14 protein-coding genes and 1 pseudogene are annotated in these 18,074 nt (G+C 42.1%); 1 reads left to right on the plus strand and 14 read right to left on the minus strand.

The window, feature by feature from the left end; all coding sequences use genetic code 11:
• Positions 1 to 30: 30 nt before the first annotated feature.
• The 13 genes and pseudogenes from yihA to ACFPRA_RS03350 form a co-directional block, all read right to left on the minus strand.
• Positions 31 to 612, minus strand: coding sequence for a ribosome biogenesis GTP-binding protein YihA/YsxC (gene yihA, locus ACFPRA_RS03290; RefSeq protein WP_381430737.1), 582 nt, complete (start codon positions 610 to 612; stop codon positions 31 to 33).
• On the minus strand, positions 609 to 2,933 hold the full coding sequence (gene lon / locus ACFPRA_RS03295) for an endopeptidase La (protein ID WP_381430740.1): 2,325 nt from the start codon (positions 2,931 to 2,933) through the stop codon (positions 609 to 611). Before lon ends, yihA begins: the two co-directional genes overlap by 4 nt.
• A gap of 123 nt (positions 2,934 to 3,056) precedes the next feature.
• Positions 3,057 to 4,322, minus strand: a complete 1,266-nt coding sequence (gene clpX / locus ACFPRA_RS03300; RefSeq protein ID WP_381430743.1) for an ATP-dependent protease ATP-binding subunit ClpX — start codon at positions 4,320 to 4,322, stop codon at positions 3,057 to 3,059.
• Between the two features lie 148 nt (positions 4,323 to 4,470).
• On the minus strand, positions 4,471 to 5,757 hold the full coding sequence (gene tig, locus ACFPRA_RS03305) for a trigger factor (RefSeq protein WP_381430748.1): 1,287 nt from the start codon (positions 5,755 to 5,757) through the stop codon (positions 4,471 to 4,473).
• A gap of 110 nt (positions 5,758 to 5,867) precedes the next feature.
• Positions 5,868 to 6,842 carry a tetratricopeptide repeat protein gene (locus ACFPRA_RS03310; protein WP_381430751.1) on the minus strand — a complete coding sequence of 325 codons (975 nt, stop codon included), beginning with the start codon at positions 6,840 to 6,842 and terminating at the stop codon, positions 5,868 to 5,870.
• A gap of 55 nt (positions 6,843 to 6,897) precedes the next feature.
• A complete protein-coding gene (locus tag ACFPRA_RS03315; protein WP_381430754.1) occupies positions 6,898 to 7,467 on the minus strand; it encodes a 5' nucleotidase, NT5C type in 570 nt (189 codons plus the stop codon).
• Between the two features lie 12 nt (positions 7,468 to 7,479).
• Positions 7,480 to 8,583 (minus strand): bifunctional diaminohydroxyphosphoribosylaminopyrimidine deaminase/5-amino-6-(5-phosphoribosylamino)uracil reductase RibD, encoded by a 1,104-nt coding sequence (gene ribD, locus ACFPRA_RS03320; protein WP_381430757.1) that lies wholly within the window; start codon positions 8,581 to 8,583, stop codon positions 7,480 to 7,482.
• Positions 8,580 to 9,329, minus strand: coding sequence for a GTP cyclohydrolase II (locus ACFPRA_RS03325; protein WP_381430760.1), 750 nt, complete (start codon positions 9,327 to 9,329; stop codon positions 8,580 to 8,582). Before ACFPRA_RS03325 ends, ribD begins: the two co-directional genes overlap by 4 nt.
• A 526-nt stretch (positions 9,330 to 9,855) precedes the next feature.
• Positions 9,856 to 10,848 (minus strand): annotated as a pseudogene (locus ACFPRA_RS03330) (quinone oxidoreductase family protein).
• Between the two features lie 198 nt (positions 10,849 to 11,046).
• Positions 11,047 to 11,895: a KPN_02809 family neutral zinc metallopeptidase gene (ypfJ, locus tag ACFPRA_RS03335; RefSeq protein WP_381430763.1), complete on the minus strand. Its 849-nt coding sequence runs from the start codon at positions 11,893 to 11,895 to the stop codon at positions 11,047 to 11,049.
• Positions 11,896 to 12,096: 201 nt separating this feature from the next.
• The gene (locus tag ACFPRA_RS03340) at positions 12,097 to 14,112 is read right to left on the minus strand and encodes an oxidoreductase (protein ID WP_381430765.1); all 2,016 of its coding nucleotides are present in this window, start codon (positions 14,110 to 14,112) and stop codon (positions 12,097 to 12,099) included.
• A gap of 47 nt (positions 14,113 to 14,159) precedes the next feature.
• Positions 14,160 to 15,758 (minus strand): sodium:solute symporter family protein, encoded by a 1,599-nt coding sequence (locus ACFPRA_RS03345; RefSeq protein ID WP_381430768.1) that lies wholly within the window; start codon positions 15,756 to 15,758, stop codon positions 14,160 to 14,162.
• Between the two features lie 3 nt (positions 15,759 to 15,761).
• Entirely contained in the window at positions 15,762 to 15,926 is a 165-nt protein-coding gene (locus ACFPRA_RS03350) for a hypothetical protein (RefSeq protein WP_381430771.1), read from the minus strand.
• Positions 15,927 to 16,209: 283 nt separating this feature from the next.
• Here ACFPRA_RS03350 and ACFPRA_RS03355 point away from each other — a divergent pair, with 283 nt between their 5' ends.
• A complete protein-coding gene (locus ACFPRA_RS03355; protein ID WP_381430774.1) occupies positions 16,210 to 16,779 on the plus strand; it encodes a helix-turn-helix domain-containing protein in 570 nt (189 codons plus the stop codon).
• Between the two features lie 181 nt (positions 16,780 to 16,960).
• Here ACFPRA_RS03355 and nadA read toward each other — a convergent pair whose 3' ends face one another.
• Positions 16,961 to 18,070, minus strand: a complete 1,110-nt coding sequence (gene nadA, locus ACFPRA_RS03360; RefSeq protein ID WP_381430777.1) for a quinolinate synthase NadA — start codon at positions 18,068 to 18,070, stop codon at positions 16,961 to 16,963.
• Positions 18,071 to 18,074: the final 4 nt, after the last annotated feature.

Below are 18,074 nucleotides of genomic sequence, written 5' to 3' on the forward strand. Positions count from 1 at the left end.
CTTTTGTCTCCGGGTTTTTGGTAAGGCGGGTTACATTCTACTTTCGATCTCTTTCCATGCTTCTTCGACACCAATCCCCTTTTCAGAAGAAAAGATCAGAAGTGGATCCTCGCTTCGCATTTCAAGTGTTTCCCGTACAATTTTCTTATGTTTTTCCCATTTTCCGCGTGGGATTTTATCTGCTTTTGTCGCAATGACAATGGTAGGTATTTGGTAATGTACCAAGAAATCATACATCGTGCAATCATCGGCAGTAGGCGGATGACGTAAGTCCACAATTTGAATGACTGCCCGTAAATGTTCCCGTTCGGTCATATATTGCTGAATAAATTTCCCCCATGCTTCACGGGATGATTTTGAAACTTTTGCATAGCCATACCCCGGTACATCGACGAAAAAGAGCTGTTCTTCAATTTTATAAAAATTTAGTGTCTGTGTCTTACCAGGTTTCGATGAAGTGCGCGCTAAACTTTTTCTCCCGATCATTTTATTGATAAAAGAGGATTTCCCTACATTCGAGCGACCTGCAAGTGCAAACTCAGGGTAGCCCTCTTCAGGATATTGTTCCGGTCGTACGGCACTCATGATCATTTCTACGTTATGAACTTTCATTTAATTGCGGCCTCCAATGCAATGTCCAGCACTTCTTCCGCGTCGGAAACAAGTTTGAATGTCAATTCTTTCCGGACGCTTTCCGGAATATCTTCGATGTCGCGCTCATTTTCAATCGGCAAGATAATCGTCGTCAAGCCTGCTCGATGTGCGCTCAATGTTTTTTCTTTTACTCCACCAATCGGCAACACGCGACCACGAAGAGTGATTTCGCCTGTCATGCCGACTTCCCGCCGAATCGGTCGCTTCGTCAAAGCTGAAACAAGGGCCGTTGCAATGGTCACCCCTGCAGATGGACCGTCCTTTGGAATCGCCCCTTCGGGCACATGTATATGAATATCGCAGGTTTCATGAAATTCCCGGTCAATCCCGAATTCTTCGGTCTTTGAACGGACATAAGATAACGCCGTCTGTGCCGATTCCTTCATGACATCCCCCAATTTACCTGTCAAAATGAGTTTTCCTTTTCCAGGTGATAATGAAACTTCGATTTGTAATGTATCGCCACCGACTTGCGTATAGGCTAATCCGGTAGCAACGCCAATTTGGTTGATCGTTTCGGCCTGCCCGTATCGGAATTTCCTTTTTCCGATCAGCGATTCAAGTGTTCCCGGGCTAATCGTTACACTTTTCTTTTCCCCAGTGACAATCTGCTTGGCGACTTTCCGGCAAATACCGGCAATTTCACGCTCCAAGCCACGTACACCTGCTTCACGCGTATAATATCGAACGATGTCCATGATGGCTGCATCGTTAAAGCGAGCTTGGGACTTAGTCAAACCATGTTCCTTCAACTGCTTCGGAATTAGGTGATTTTTTGCAATGGTATTCTTCTCGATTTCGGTATATCCGGAAATCGAGATGATTTCCATCCGGTCGCGAAGTGGTCCCGGAATTGCACTTGGATCGTTCGCAGTCGCGATGAACAGCACATTCGACAAATTATAAGGTTCTTCGATGTAATGATCACTGAAAGAATGGTTTTGTTCCGGATCCAGTACTTCAAGCATGGCGGCAGATGGATCTCCACGAAAATCATTGGACATTTTATCGATTTCGTCAAGAAGGAATACAGGGTTGATCTTCCCGGCTTTTTTCATACCTTGTATGATCCGTCCCGGCATCGCTCCGACATAAGTTCGTCGATGACCACGAATTTCCGATTCGTCGCGCACGCCTCCAAGGGAAATACGGACAAATTTCCTACCGAGAGATTCTGCGATGGAACGCGCTAACGATGTCTTTCCGACACCCGGCGGTCCTTCCAGACAAAGAATCGGACCACGCAAAGAATTTGTTAGTTGGCGGACAGCTAAATATTCCAGAACACGTTCTTTCACCGAATCCAAACCGTCATGGTCGCGATTTAATATTGCTGCTGAACGCTTAATATCCAATTGGTCTTTTGTCGCATCCGACCATGGCAACGTCACGAGCCACTCAATATAATTGCGAATTACTCCACTCTCCGCGGCAGCAGATGGAATTTTTTCATATCTGCCAAGCTCCCGCATTGCGGCTTCCTTAACCCCTTCAGGCATAGAGGCTTCTTCGATACGCTCCGTTAACTCGGCAACTTCTATGCCTTTTCCGTCTTTATCTCCGAGTTCGGTTTGAATCGCTTTCATCTGCTCCCGCAAGTAAAACTCTTTTTGAGTTCTCTCCATCGCTTCTTTGACACGTTCATTGATTTTACGTTCTAACTTCAAAACTTCTTGTTCATTGTAAAGGCGGCTGATTAGCCACTCAAGACGTTCGTTGACGTTTAGGATTTCTAAGATTTCCTGCTTTGCAAGGAGTTTAAGCGGCAAGTAAGAAGCGATCATATCTGCCAGTCTTCCAGGTTCTGAAATGGCTGCAACTGAATCGTACGTTTCTTTCGTCACTTTTTTCGAAACTTTCGAGTACTTTTTGAAATAGGTGAGCAATGTACGGGATAATGCCTCGGTTTCCGCATCCCTTTTTTCGTCGTCCGGATAAGTCACCACGTCGACGACCGGATAGAGATCTGCCTCTTGATAATTCGACCATTCCGCCCTTTCAAGCCCTTCAATGAGAACACGATACGTCCCATTCGGGAGTTGCGTCAACGATTTCACTATTGCCAGTGTACCGATGCGGTATAGATCTTCCGACTCCGGATTCTCATTTTCAATTTCTTGTTGGGTTGCAAGGAAGATGAGGTTATCTTGCGCAATGGCATGCTCAATCGCAAAGACGGATCGCTCTCTTCCAACATCTATATGTAAAATCATGGTTGGATAAACCAGTAGACCGCGCAGTGGAAGTAAAGGTATATTTTTCTTTGTACTCACCGGCATGCGGAAGTCACCTCCAATTAAGTATGTATTCTGCTTCATAACCGGTTCGATTATGTAAAAAAGCTGACAACCGATAAGCGCATTTGTACGCGCGTCGTCGGAGTCAGCTTCATCCTTCAGGCGTTACGCCGAATTCTTCTCAGTATCCAAGTCAACTGAAGTACCATCTTCCCTCAAGAGGATTGGACTTGCCTCTCCTTTGACGGATGCTTTTGTAATGATACATTCTGTCACTTCATCAAGTGACGGCAATTCATACATGACATCTAACATAATATTTTCGATAATTGAACGGAGTCCTCGTGCACCTGTTTTCCGTTCAATCGCTTCTTTCGCAATTTCAATCAACGCATCATCTTCAAATCGAAGCGTTACATTGTCAAGCTCAAGCATCTTCTGATATTGTTTGACAATTGCGTTTTTCGGTTTAGTTAATATTAGATAGAGCGTTTCTTCATCAAGTTGTTCAAGACTTGCAAGAACAGGTAGTCGACCAATAAATTCCGGAATGAGTCCAAAACTTTGAAGGTCTTCTGGAATTAATCTAGCGAGGTAAGATTCCTTTTCAGTAACCGCATTCGGTTCTGCTCCAAAGCCAATCACCTTCTGCCCAATACGACGTTTGATGATTTCTTCAATTCCGTCAAAAGCGCCACCTACGATAAAGAGGATATTCGTCGTGTCGATTTGGATGAATTCCTGATGCGGATGTTTGCGACCGCCTTGCGGTGGCACACTCGCAACGGTTCCTTCAAGAATTTTCAATAATGCTTGTTGAACGCCTTCTCCAGATACGTCACGTGTGATGGACGCATTTTCGGATTTACGTGCAACTTTATCGATTTCATCAATATAAATAATACCTTTTTCTGCACGTTCCACATCATAATCTGCAGCTTGGATCAGCTTCAGCAAGATGTTTTCAACATCTTCACCGACATAACCAGCTTCTGTAAGTGATGTCGCATCCGCGATAGCAAACGGAACATCGAGAATACGTGCAAGCGTTTGAGCAAGCAATGTTTTCCCGCTCCCAGTAGGTCCGATAAGAACAATATTCGATTTTGACAATTCGACATCATCAATCTTACTGTTCGAATTCACACGTTTATAATGGTTATAGACAGCAACGGCAAGTGATTTTTTTGCGCGGTCCTGCCCGATTAAATATTCATCAAGGATACTTTGTATTTCTTTCGGTTTCGGAACGTCTTTTAACTCGAACCCTTCTTCAAGTCCGACTTCCTCTTCTACGATTTCAGCACAAAGTTCAACACACTCGTCGCAAATATAAACACCTTGCCCTGCGACTAATTTCCGGACCTGTTCCTGGGATTTCCCACAAAATGAACAGTTAAAGTTATCGTTTTCATCATTAAATTTGAACATCATGCTCACCCCTATTCAAGTGACAATCTTACAAGATTCCCCGATTTTTATCAACTAATTAGTACTATGTAACCTTTGCGTAATTGTTCCTACCTTATGTTATGAAAAACAAGGTACGGTCTCCGTACCTTGTCCATATTGTTTATTATTATTCAGTGATTTTCGCGTTTTCAACAAGAAGTTCAACTGTTTTTGTGAAGCGAAGATCATTTTCAAGCATTGCCGTACCGCCAAGCGTTTTCTTGATTTGCTCGATGTCCATGCCGAATTGTTCGGACATCTTTTCAAGTTCAGCGTTAATTTCTTCATCTGACACTTCAACATTTTCAGCTTTGCCGATTGCTTCGAGTACCAATGATACACGTACGCGGTTTTGTGCGTCATCTTTCATCTGCGCGCGAAGAGCCGCTTCATCTTGCCCAGAGAATTGGAAGTATAGTTCCAAGTTCATGCCTTGCATTTGAAGACGTTGTTCAAATTCACCCAACATACGATCCACTTCTGTGTCAATCATCACTTCAGGGATATCGACTTCGGCGTTTCGTGCAGCCGCTTCTACAAGGTCATCACGAAGAGCTGTTTCAGAAGCTGATTTCTTCTCTTCTGCAGTCTTCTCTTTCAACTTCACGCGAAGTGCATCTAGGCTTTCAACTTCTTCGTCAATTTCTTTTGCAAGTTCATCGTCAAGTTCTGGAACTTCTTTTGCTTTGATTTCATGGATTTTCACTTTAAAAACAGCCGGTTTACCAGCTAGTTCAGCAGCATGGTACTCTTCCGGGAATGTGACTTCAACGTCTTTTTCTTCACCTTGCTTCAGGCCGACCAATTGCTCTTCGAAACCTGGAATGAATGAACCTGAACCGATTTCAAGGTCATACTGCTCAGCTTTTCCGCCTTCGAATGCTTCGCCATCAACGAATCCTTCGAAGTCCAGTTTCACTGTATCGCCGTTTTCAACAGCGCCGTCTTCTTTGACGACCATTTCAGCAAATGCTTTTTGGCGATCTTTCAATTGCTCTTCAACTTCTTCATCCGTTACTTCTGTTTCTTGACGTGTCACTTCAAGACCTTTGTAATCCCCAAGTTTCACTTCAGGCTTTAGCGTAACGACCGCTTTGAAAATGAGCGTTTTTCCTTTTTCCATTTGTTCGATATCGATTTCCGGACGATCGATCGGCTCAATGCCAGCTTCTTCAACCGCATTTGCATATGCTTCCGGAAGAATGAAATCAAGTGCATCATTGTAAAGTGATTCTACACCGTACATTTTCTCGAACAGCTGACGAGGCATTTTTCCTTTACGGAAGCCTGGAGCCTGTACTTGTTTCACTACTTTTTTAAACGCTTTATCAAGACCTGCTGTTACTTCTTCTGCAGGTACTTCCACTGTGAGCGTTCCAGTATTTCCTTCTTGTTTTTCCCATTTAACTGACATAATCAAATACCTCCGAATCATTTTGGCCAATATCTTTTCGTACGTATATACTTAATTGACAACCATTTTAGTATATCACAGTCTCTTCATCTTTCAACTGATTTCCTTCATCACAGGAGGTCCGAATCATTGTCGATTTGCTGAATGTAACAGGACAGTTCTGTTTCGGCAAAACTTTCCCCTGTGAATAAGTATTCTATGTAATTCAAGTAAGCTTCTGCTACTTCCTTCGGTTCATAGTTCCCCCAACCGAACGGAAAAGACGTGATTGTAAACTTTTCGATTAATCCTTTTGCCATTTCCAAACGAGACGGTTCTTTGAACAGTAACCGTTCAATCTCATCCAAAACTTCCAATGTCATGCTGTCCTGTCCAGGCATCGTCAATTCAGCAGGAATCACAACCCGTTCACGATTGAACTTTCGAATGGTCACTTTTTCTTCATAACCCGCTTGGTGTAATAAGGTCAATGCGAAAGTAAGAATAAGCGGTGCAACTTCGGGGAGTTCCACAATTCCTTTTAACAATGGAATCATGTCATTCAGATCCGTTCCTTCTAGCGACGCCAATGCGTATTGCTGAGTTAGCGTATCTAATTTCAAAAATTCCTCAAGTGTAAGCGGCTTTGTTTGAATTTTCGGCTCATCCTCTGCAAAACGCTCCGAAAGTCTTCCGTTCAGCTCTCTTAAATAACGGAATTTACTCAGCAATGCATCCGGTACAATGCCTTCATCAATCAAGGTCCCGATTGTCATTTCAACCTCATCGTATTGTTGCAACTGGATGCTGATCGTCAAATAAAGTTCCATCACATCGATGTAATTGGCAGTGCCACTATGTAAAAGCCTTGCAGCGATTTCTTTTGCACGTTCAAAATCTTTTGTCTCATAAAGGGCTACCGCGTAAGGACCTAGAAATTCCGGAAAGTCAGGTTCATAAACAATTGCCTGGTCAAAAGCTTCGACTGCCTGCTCAAACTCCCCTTTTTCAACGGAGGTCAACCCTTTTTCTACAAGTTTTTCAAATGTTCCAGGGAAGACGACAACATTCGCTTTTTTTCGCAGTCTTCCGTATTTCCTCCGCAATACGCACACCTTCTTTCATCATCCCTACTATAGCATAGCCATTTCCATTTTGAAATTAATCCCCGTTCTGGAGTAAGTCGTCTAATTCCGACCAATTGGTAATCCGGGGAATCTCTAAATGCTGATTATAGGATTGGCTCTTCGTGAACACTTTTATAGGGAGATTTCTTAAAGTTTCTATAATAATTGGCTTATCATCAAAATAATAATCCAGTTCCAACTCTTTAATAATATGAACTTTGTCCTCATCATTCATGCCATAATAAAAACGATCCTGATCGACGGGAAACTGATTGTCAATCATCCATTGCATGGTACGCTCCCCATAGGCTTCCGGTCTGGCGGTAATATAATAGATTTCATGGCCTTCGCTTTCCAATCTTTGCAAAGTCTCCACTGCGTCCGGATATGGCGGACATGATGTAAAGTAGATCTCCTCTAATGAACTGTTCCACATTTCACTCCCCTGTTGGGCCGTCATGTCAAAAAGCTCATGGATTTCAACTTTGTCTAGCTTATGAAACAGATCGACCTCAACATTCCGATTTAACTTGCGGTTATAAATATGAAAAGCATGTTCCCTCAAATTGATCAATGTGTCATCAATATCAAAACCGAATTTCATCATCCTACACCTTCAATCTAGTTCTCTTTTGTATTTCGGATAGCCCGTGAACTTGAAATCTTTCCCTATTTGCGTAATCTGGAGATTTTCCAAATCGACAGCATTTTGCATTAGATTGACGCCCGCACCTTCCAAAAATGTAGGAGCTTGTGTGCCTCCGACCAGCTTAGGCGCGATATAGATTTCCACCTTATCGACGAGCTGATTTTCCAAGAAAGCAGCATGTATTGTACCTCCTCCTTCAATCAGAACAGAGGAGACTTGGTTTTCCCCGAGTATACGAACGACATCTTTCGGATCCACATGCGTAATGCCTGATGTATGATAAATGGAAATTCCTCTTTTCTCCAGCTCATCCTTAGCCTTTTGGTCATACGTCTGTGCAGTAAATATCCACGTTGCTGCCTGTCCATCTGTCACCACTTTTGAATCCATTGGAATGCGTAAAGTGGAGTCCAAAATGATGCGAATCGGATTCCTCCCATTCGGAATCCTTGTCGTCAATTCTGGATTGTCCTCGATAACCGTATTGACGCCGACTAAAATGCCCATATGTTCATTGCGCAGATGATGGACATCTTCCCTTGCTTCGGCTGACGTAATCCACTTGCTGTCAGCGGTGTGCGTCGCAATTTTCCCGTCTAATGTGCTGCCGGCTTTCATCGTCATAAATGGTTGCTGTTCCACGATGAATTTGTTGAACACTTCATTCATCTTCCGCGACTCTTCTTCCATGACGCCAACGACCACTTCAATGCCCGCATCTTCCAAAATCTTCACGCCATTGCCTGCGACGATCGGATTCGGATCTAACGTGGCAATGACTACTTTTTGAAGTCCAGCCTCCACAATTGCCATCGCACAAGGACCGGTTCGTCCATAATGTGAACACGGCTCTAGCGTGACATAGATTGTGCCGCCTTTCGCTTTCTCTCCGGCCATCCGGATGGCATGGACTTCAGCATGCGGCTCGCCAGCCTTCAAATGCGTACCGATTCCCACGATGCGGTTCTCGTTGACAATTACAGACCCGACAAGTGGATTCGGATCTGTCTGTCCCTTCATAGCACGTGCATTCTCCAAAGCTAAGTTCATGTAAAATTCATGACTTGTCATTCGGGTGTCCCTTCTTCCCCCAAATGTCCGGACCGCAATATTTTCGTCTGTAAGTATTTCTCATTGTACTCAGATTTATCGCCCCATAGCGGTTCACGCCCGGATACCGGAAGTCCAGCTTTTTGGAGTGCTTCCAGTTTCTTTGGATTATTTGTCATCAGTGTAACGGGTTTTGCCCGCAGTGTCTTCAGCACACGGATAGCATCTTCATAATTTCTTGAATCGTCGACAAATCCAAGACTTTCATTCGCTTCCACCGTATCGTAACCATTTTCTTGCAATACGTAGGCCATCGCCTTACTGAACAAACCAATCCCACGCCCTTCATGATTGGCTAAATAGAAAAGAGCTCCCGTCCCATGATCTACAATATTTTGCATGGACTGCTTCAACTGATAACCGCAATCGCATCTTTTACTTCCAAAGATATCCCCAGTATGGCAAATCGAGTGCATCCGGATCAAAGCATCATCCGATTCTTCAAAGTCCCCGTAAACGAGTACGCTGGACTGTTGGTATTCCGCCAAATTAGCAGATGATAACTGATCGATAATTTCTTGATAATCTTCCGTAGCCTGGCAACGGTTCAGCCAGCAATACCATTGGAAGACGACCGTTTCTCCGTGTAGATTGACGGGCAATTTGATAGGCCCCACTAAGTAGATGGCACCTTCGTCCGTCTCGATCATTTGTATTTTCTCCTTCAAGACATCCAATACTTTTGTCTCCAATTTTGCATGTAACATACAATCATTCCTTCTATAGTTAAATGTGGTTAATTTTATCAATTACGCCTCGGTGTAATTGTGTCCAGATTTTGAATCGAGCTTGCTCGATTGACTCCTTTCAAAATCTGTGACATCCGCCGGAGGCCTTATCTTCGTTCAGCGGGCGCTTGAACACCCGTGGAGCAGGAAAACAAATCGCATTCATCTCTTCACCTTTAGAGGTGGGAGTTTTCCGCTGAATGAAGATAAATCAGGCCAATTCAATTCATATCTAAAGTCTAAGTGCGACATTTCCATAATAGCATAGGATTATGCGTTTTACGATTCATTGATTTTACTCGAAATACCCCATGTTTCATCAAATTCTTGACACACTCGACTTATATTGTATACGTATGAGTTTTCTATTCACTAACCACATCACTTTGCCTATCTCACATAATTTTTGCTTGTACCACGTCGAAGAAAACACATCAGCGTTCTGTAGAAGTAGAAATAGCCAAGCATTTTTGAAAATATGCTCGGCAACAGTATTGAATAACGGTCAATATCTTATTGTAGAAGTTTCTGGGATTAAGAGTATCTTCCCCGTACTTCCCCTCTCTTCCATCAACTTGTGCGCCTTGCCCGCTTCTTCCAGCGGAAACTTTTCCCCGATTACAATCTTTAAACTCCCATTTTCTAAAAACTCGAAGACTTTTTTAGCGGTATCGCGTACGGTCTCCGGCCGATGCTTTCGAGTTGTCCCGAAACTAAATCCCAATATAGATCGACAACTGGCAGTCAAATCTGTTGTTTGAATCGTAGCTGTTTCTCCGCTTGCGTTTCCAAAGTTAACTAATCTCCCGTATTTCGCCAAACATAATAAACTTTGTTCGGTTACTCTCCCCCCTATTGAATCTAATATCAAATCCACTCCCTTTTCTTGGGTGATTTCAAGGACCTTCTCCACAAAATTTTCTCTGGAAGTATTGATGGCAAAGTCGGCCCCTGCTTCAAGGGCAGTAGCCACTTTTTCTTCCTTGCTTACAGTTCCGATGACTGTACTGGCACCAAGAAGCTTCGCAAGTTGTATAGCCGTCGTCCCGATTCCACCCGCTGCCGCGTGAATGAGCACTTTATCTCCATGTGTCATTCGTCCTACATCTGCCAACAACTTGTAAGAAGTAAATGAAACGATCGGGCACGCTGCCGCCGTTGTAAAATCAAGAGTGGCAGGTATTTCAAATGTCAGATTTATATGGGCAACGACATATTCTGCATACGATCCGCCTTGTGGAAATGCAATCACTCGTTGCCCCTCTTGAAAACCTCCGCCCCCTTCTCCAACCTCCACGATTGTGCCTGCAACATCGAGACCCGGGATAAAAGGCGGTTGACGATCTTTATTTCAATAACGAGCCTTGATATCTGCAAAATTAACGCTAGTTGCTTCTACTTTTATTAATAAATGATTAGGTTTTACGAGCGGCTTCGTAACCTCAACATACTTTAATACTTCAGGCCCTCCAAATTCAGAAACAGTAATTGCGTACATCAAACAAGCCCCCTTCAAGTTTTCTATCTATTAATTCTCTTCTAAGTATACAGTAAAAAACTTCCCTACTGTCTATTGATTAAAAACCCGCTATGAACATTGATTGAATAATGTTCATAGCGGGTTTTTGCAACTTGGTACAGTGTGAAACAGTCTTTTTCTTTTATAATTTTTATTCAATTCCACACAACAGCTATACTATAAATTCGTAGCGTTGAAGGTATCGCCTCCGTTGATTGTTCCTTTTTCAAAGCCTTTCGAAAACCAACGTTTTCTTTGTTCAGAAGTTCCGTGTGTGAAACTATCAGGGACGACACGGCCTTGGGCTTGTCTTTGAAGCCGGTCATCACCGACAGCACTTGCAGCATTGATCGCTTCTTCGATATCCCCTTCATCTAGAACATTCAACTCTTTTTCATGATGCGCCCATACTCCTGCAAAATAATCGGCTTGTAATTCCAATCGGACCGAGTATTGATTGAATTCCTTTTCGCTTAACTTAGAGCGGAGCGCATTCACTTTATCACTCGTTCCTAAAAGAGTTTGAACATGATGCCCCACCTCATGGGCAATGACGTAGGCCATCGCGAAATCGCCCGGTGCTTGGTATCGATCACGAAGTTCCTCAAAGAAGCTTAAATCGATATACAATTTATGATCTCCCGGACAATAAAAGGGTCCAACTGCCGAATTGGCTGTCCCGCAAGCGGATTGAACGATGTCCGTATATAACACCAATTTAGGATTTTCGTAGGTCATCCCTTGCTCTTGAAATAATTCAGACCAAATGGCTTCCGTATCTGCAAGAACAACCGACACAAATTCAGCCAGCTCTTTCTCCTCAGCCGTTTCTTCATAAGGAACGGTGTTGCCAGTCCCACCGATTTGCGAACCATTTAACAATTCGCCAGGATCTCCTCCAAGAAAAGTGAACAGCAAGATAAGGATGATTCCTCCGATACCGCCTCCCGCAATCGCGACTCCGCCTTTCCTGCCTCCTCTTCGGTCTTCCACATTGGCGCTACCTTTTCGCCCTTTCCATTCCATACAAATCCCTCCATGCTACGATACACAATCATGATTTTCTTGAATGACGTCTCACTAATTATGGTATACCCAAAATTTCTGATGTCTAATTCTTCTAGTACAAGACTGCTCCAAAAGCTCAAAACAAGTTAAAAAGCCAAAGGGAATTTCAATTTCCCTTTGGCTTTTTAACTCATTTGACTGGATAATAAAAAACTGCCGTTAAATTTCAACCCCTTCTTCCACTTGCTTGGCCGTTTCAGTTTCAATTTGTAGCGCCGTTAACAATCCTTCTAATGTTGCTTCTTCAATAGTACGTGGTGCTAAGCAGTCTCCAATTTGACCTACAAATGGGGCCAGATTTTTTATCTCTTCATACAATTCAATGTTAGGTACACGTCCTAAAGACAAAACAATTATTTCATAATTATCCACTTCTTCTGTTGTATGTGTAAATAAATTTCTTATCACGACCTTGCCATTTTTAATACCGCCAAAATCATGATGCTCTTTAATAGCAATGTTTAATTCATAAAGTTTCTTCATATATTCATTACGAAGATATTGATGAACTTCCTCGCCCACATGCAGTCTTGCTGTAATAAGGGTAACCTCACAACCTTTTTCGGCCAAGTGAAGTGCCGATTCCGTCCCTGACCAATCACCGCCAAAGTCGAACACGACCGCATTGGCAGCTTTTTTGATATCTTTTTTGATATCTTTTTTGTTGAACAGATCGTCTACCGTAACAATCCGAGGATCGTCTATTCCTTCCACCTGTGGGAGATATGGTCTTGAACCAAGCGCACAAATAATCGCGTCTGGCGCTTCTTCAATTATTTTTTCAACGGTCATTTTCCTTCCTAACGCCACATTCACCTGACTAACCGCTAATTGCCTTGAATAGTTATCTAGCATCGATTCGGCCATTTCTTGGCGCATGGGGGCTTTGCGCATCGTTTTAAGCAAACCACCAATTGCATCACTTTGATCGACAAGTTTTACATCGTAACCTTGTGTATCAGCTGTAATAGCGGCTTCCATTCCAGCTGGCCCAGCGCCGATAACAAGAACAGATTTCTTATCATATTTTTGTGTTAACAACGGCAGAATCTCTGCTTCTTTACCTGCTTGTGGGTTTTGGATACAACTGATTGGCAAACCTTTATGATAATGGCCAATGCATGCTTGCAGACATCCAATACATGCGTCTATTAAATGAAATTCGCCTAGCCGCGCTTTATTAGGCATATCAGGATCAACAATCGTAGCGCGTGTCATTCCGACCATATCCGCTTTACCCGTACTGATGATTTGTTCCCCTTGAACGGGATCGACAACTCTTGAACCAACAAATACCGGAACTGCACCAGCCATCCGAATTTTAAAACTATCTGCTGACAGATAAGCTTGCTTTATTGGCGATGGAGGTACAATATGTGTTGACCCCGCAAATGTACTTGAATCTCCTGCAGTGACATTAATAAAATCAAGTCGAACCTTATCAACAAGGTACTCAACAATTTGTACAGCATCTTTAATCTTCGTTCCATCCATCGTCATTTCATCAGAACTCATACGAATACCAACTGTAAAATCTTCCCCTACTGCTTTCCATACGCGTTCAATGACTTCAACAATAAATCGCATGCGGTTTTCAAAAGAACCACCATATCGATCCGTTCTTAAATTCGTATGAGCTGCCCAAAACTGTGCAGGAAGATATCCATGTGAACAACAAATTTCCACACCGTGAAGGCCGCCTTCTTTTGCCAACTTAGCTGAAAGAGCAAATCCTTCAATTACTTTTTCAATCTCTTCCAGGCTCATTGGTTTCGGCATTGTGCTAAATCGTAAACTGGGAACAGCAGAAGGAGCCCAAGCAGCATTGCGGTAATCGCTTGAAACGACTTCTCTCCCTCCATGGAACAGCTGTGAAAAAACTTTCGTATCATATTGCTGCATTCTTTTAGAAAGTTTGGAATAAGCATCTACAACTTTCTGATCGAACCCTGCTATTGTATTCGTCGTCAGCATACCTGAAGGATGAACAGCTGCCGCTTCTAGAATAACTAAGCCAATTCCGCCTTTTGCACGAGCCTCATGATAAGCGATTAAGTCTTCCGTAGGAATACCATCAATGACATGGTTTGTTTGGTGCGCTGTGCTTAAGATTCTATTTTTAATTTCCGTATTTCCGATCTGCACTTTTGTAAATAAATGTTTAAATTGAGCCATTAACTATCCACTCCTCCACCTTTTAGCAATAATAAAATAGAAATCACTCAGCTTTGCGAAATCGGCCAGTAATAGAAGACAAATGTTATTACTATAATAATTACACCGCTCGCCATCAAGTATGCTGGATACCTACGCGTAATCAACATTTCTTTCGCTTCATTATCTTCAATAGGGCGTTGTAGCAATTTTGCTTGATAAGCTCTTTCAGCTGCGGTAATTTCTCCGAATCTTGAACCTATTATAAGAGTAATACCACTTAGAATAACCCCGATAATAACTGGGTTTAAATAGACCGGCAATGCAACAGCCATGCCTAATAGTTCACCAAAGATAACTCCAAAGAAGCCGACTATGATACTCCAAAAAGCACCTTCTTTTGTCACCGTTTTAGAAAACACACTGGAAAAAGCAACAGGTCCCCAAGATGCTGCAAACAATGTCGCTGCAAAATAACCAATCCACATGACAGACGGTGGCTGCCATAATCCTATTAATAAAATTACAATGCTTACGATAATCATAGAAATTCTACTAACTTTTAATAATTCTTTATCCGTATAGTGTTTTTTACGTGATTGTTCCAACATATCTCGAGCAACACTATTCCCTATTAACTGTAAAAACGTGGCACAAGAGGATAAAGCCGCGGCCATAATCCCACTAACAATAATGACTCCAAGCCATGTAGGCACAATATTCATCGCTGCCCATATAAAGACTTTTTCTGTTGGATTGATATCGGTTTTAATGTTGTTAATGGTTGTTATGCTAATATGCAAGAATAAATAAATCGTAAGAATTGAGATTGTTGCCCATACACCCGATCGAATCGCTACATGTTCATTTTTCGCCATTAAATAACGACTACTTTGCCATGGACTTATCGCAACTACTGAACCCCAAACTAATCCTAAAATAATAGCCCAGACGATTGTTTCAGTCGGAGTTCCCATATATGCACTAGGCCCACTGATTCCATGCCAGCTGAACAAATCGGGCTTTTCAATATTATTTGCCGCGTTAATAATCGCGTTCGGAAATCCACCAGTCGACTTTATAATAAATGGAAAGGAAATATAGGCTGCAATTGAAAATATAAAAAACATAATCGTATCGTTAACCATAACCCCTTTAGCACCTGAAAGAATGGTAAATGAAGCATACACAACCCACATCACCACCAGTGCCATTGCATAAGGTATTTTAAAAATTTCAGCTAAGAGAATTGAAGCGCCTTGAGTGACTGCAACTAGGTAAGCTGCAATACCAAGAACTGTCGTTACCGCAGCAACTATTCTCACTTTCTTAGATTGAAAGCGGTTACCAAAATATTCAGGGACAGTCAGTGATTTGCTTCTACGTAAATAGCGGCCAAATAAGAAGACCCCGAATATATAACCGCTGGCATTAAAAATAACGAGAACAAGTAATGGAATAGCATAGCCTTCATAGGAGAAACCAACTTCCCCCATAAAAGAAACTGTGCTCAAAAATGAGGCCACAAGTGTCCCGGTGATCATAAGGGTTGTCCCGCTTCTGCCAGAAACATAATAGTCTTCTGAGCTTTTGATTGTTTTCGATAAGACCACACCAATTAATACATAAATTAAAAAAGAAACAATGATTCCCACTATAAAAACCATTTGCTACACCGCCTTTTTATAGTTGTCATTATTTTTTAGGCCTTCAATGTTTTCAACACCTTCCGTCTGGCGAGCCTCTGCCTCCATTCTCTTTAGAAAAAATCGTGTAATGAATCCCATAATAATTAAAGCGCTTCCATAAGCAAAACTAAAAATTAATTCACCCATAAGAATCCCCCTTTTAAAATTGAGTTTTCATTTTAAAATATAGAGTTATCAATTTTCATCCTTGCCATTTAACAACTCGAATCTGTTTTCTTACAGACATCCTTTTGCTTACGCTTAACTGGCATTAATAATTTCGGCATGCTCACCTTCCTCTATTAACCTTTGATATACTGTAAATATATTCATACTCACTTAATTACATGCGAATTAATTAACTCACATTTAATTAAGTGTTAATTAATTATAGATTAATCTGAAATTTTATTCAAGGAGGTTTTTTAATTTGCAACAAAATAAGCAATCCATTGGTGAACAGATACGCTCGATCCGCAAAGCTAAGGGGATTACGATAAACGAATTATCTAGAATAACAGGGTTTACTGCTAGCTTTATTAGTCAGTTTGAGCGAGATATCACGAAAGGTTCAATTGCATCTATTCAAAAAATAGCAAGTGCATTAGATATAAATGTCTCTTCACTCTTTCATGGGTTTGAAACTGAGAATCAGACATTACAATCTGTATCCATTATTCGGAAAGAAAATAGAAGAGAAATGACTTATCCTGATGGGAAAACCATTGATTATTTATTGACTGAAATGAAGGGTAATTTAGAAGTTATTTATTCTGTAGTTGAACCCGGCGGAGGTAGTGGCGATCATTACTCTCATGAAAGCGAGCAAGAATGTGTCGTTATTCTCAAAGGACAAATGGAAATTTCCGTTGATCAGTCCACGTTTATTCTCAATCAGGGAGATACGATTAATTTTTCAAGTCGATTACCGCATGCTTGGAGAAATATCGGTAATGATTCTCTCGAAGTCATTTGGATTATTACGCCGCCAAGCTTTTAACGCATAGCGCTGTCATTTCAACCGATGATTCTAAAATCCAGATGCACTTGCACGAATAGAAGTTGAAACGGGATAATGCAGAAAAGTCGCTAATCAATCCGTAAATATCCGGACTAATTAGCGACTTTCATTTTTATGAATAACTTCCACAACTTATCCGTGATTTTTAGTATTTACCTCTTCATGCCCTCACCAACATCCTTTCCAATGCGTTGATCGCCTCTTTTGTCGTCTCTTCATCAACCGTGATAACGTTCACTTTTTCCCCGTTCACAATGCTTTCCAAACTCCATAACAAATGTGGCAGATCAATACGGTTCATAGTCAAACAGGGGCACATGCTTGGATTCAAGGATATGATCTGTTTATCTGTATGCTGCTGAATGAGTCTATTCACTAGATTCATTTCTGTTCCAATCGCCCATTTACTACCTGATGGGGCTTTTTCAATCGTATCGATAATATATTTCGTTGAACCATTGTCGTCAGACATTGCGACGACTTCGCGGGAGCATTCTGGATGAACGATAATTTGCATATCCGGGTGCTGTTGACGGACATCTACAATATTTTTCACCGTGAAGTTTTCATGGACAGAACAATGGCCTTTCCATAAAATCACTTTGATGTCTTCCAGCGCCCCTTCATAGACTAGCTTATCCTGAATGGGATCCCAAACAGCCATCTGTTCAAGCGGAATGCCGATATCGAATGCCGTATTGCGACCAAGATGTTGATCTGGTAAAAACAGAATCCGCTCTTTTTGCGTAAATGCCCATTTGACCATCGCATGCGCATTCGAAGATGTCACTGTCGCTCCGCCGTTTTTCCCAACGAACGCTTTGATAGCCGCCGTTGAGTTGACATATGTGAGCGGAACAATGGTTTCACCAAACATTGCTGTAAGTGCATCCCATGCACGATCCGTCTGAAAGATATCCGCCATATCGGCCATCGAACAGCCCGCACGCATATCCGGCAAATACACTTTTTGCTGATCATTCGTTAAAATATCTGCCGTTTCCGCCATGAAGTGGACACCACAGAAAACAATATGCTCGGCCTTTTCATTCGTTGCACAAAGTTGAGCGAGTTGCAACGAGTCGCCGGACACATCGGCAAATTGAATCACTTCTTCTTTCTGATAGTGATGGCCCGGGATGAAGAGCTTTTCCCCAAGCTGCTCTTTAATTTCCCGAATACGCGCTTCCATTTGCTTACGAGTTAGCTTCCTGTAATGCTCCGGCAATGTACCACTCTTTTTTTCTTCAAAATAGTGTAATATAGACATCCGA

The organism is Sporosarcina soli (assembly GCF_042655805.1).
Classification (GTDB): Bacteria; Bacillota; Bacilli; order Bacillales_A; family Planococcaceae; genus Sporosarcina; species Sporosarcina soli.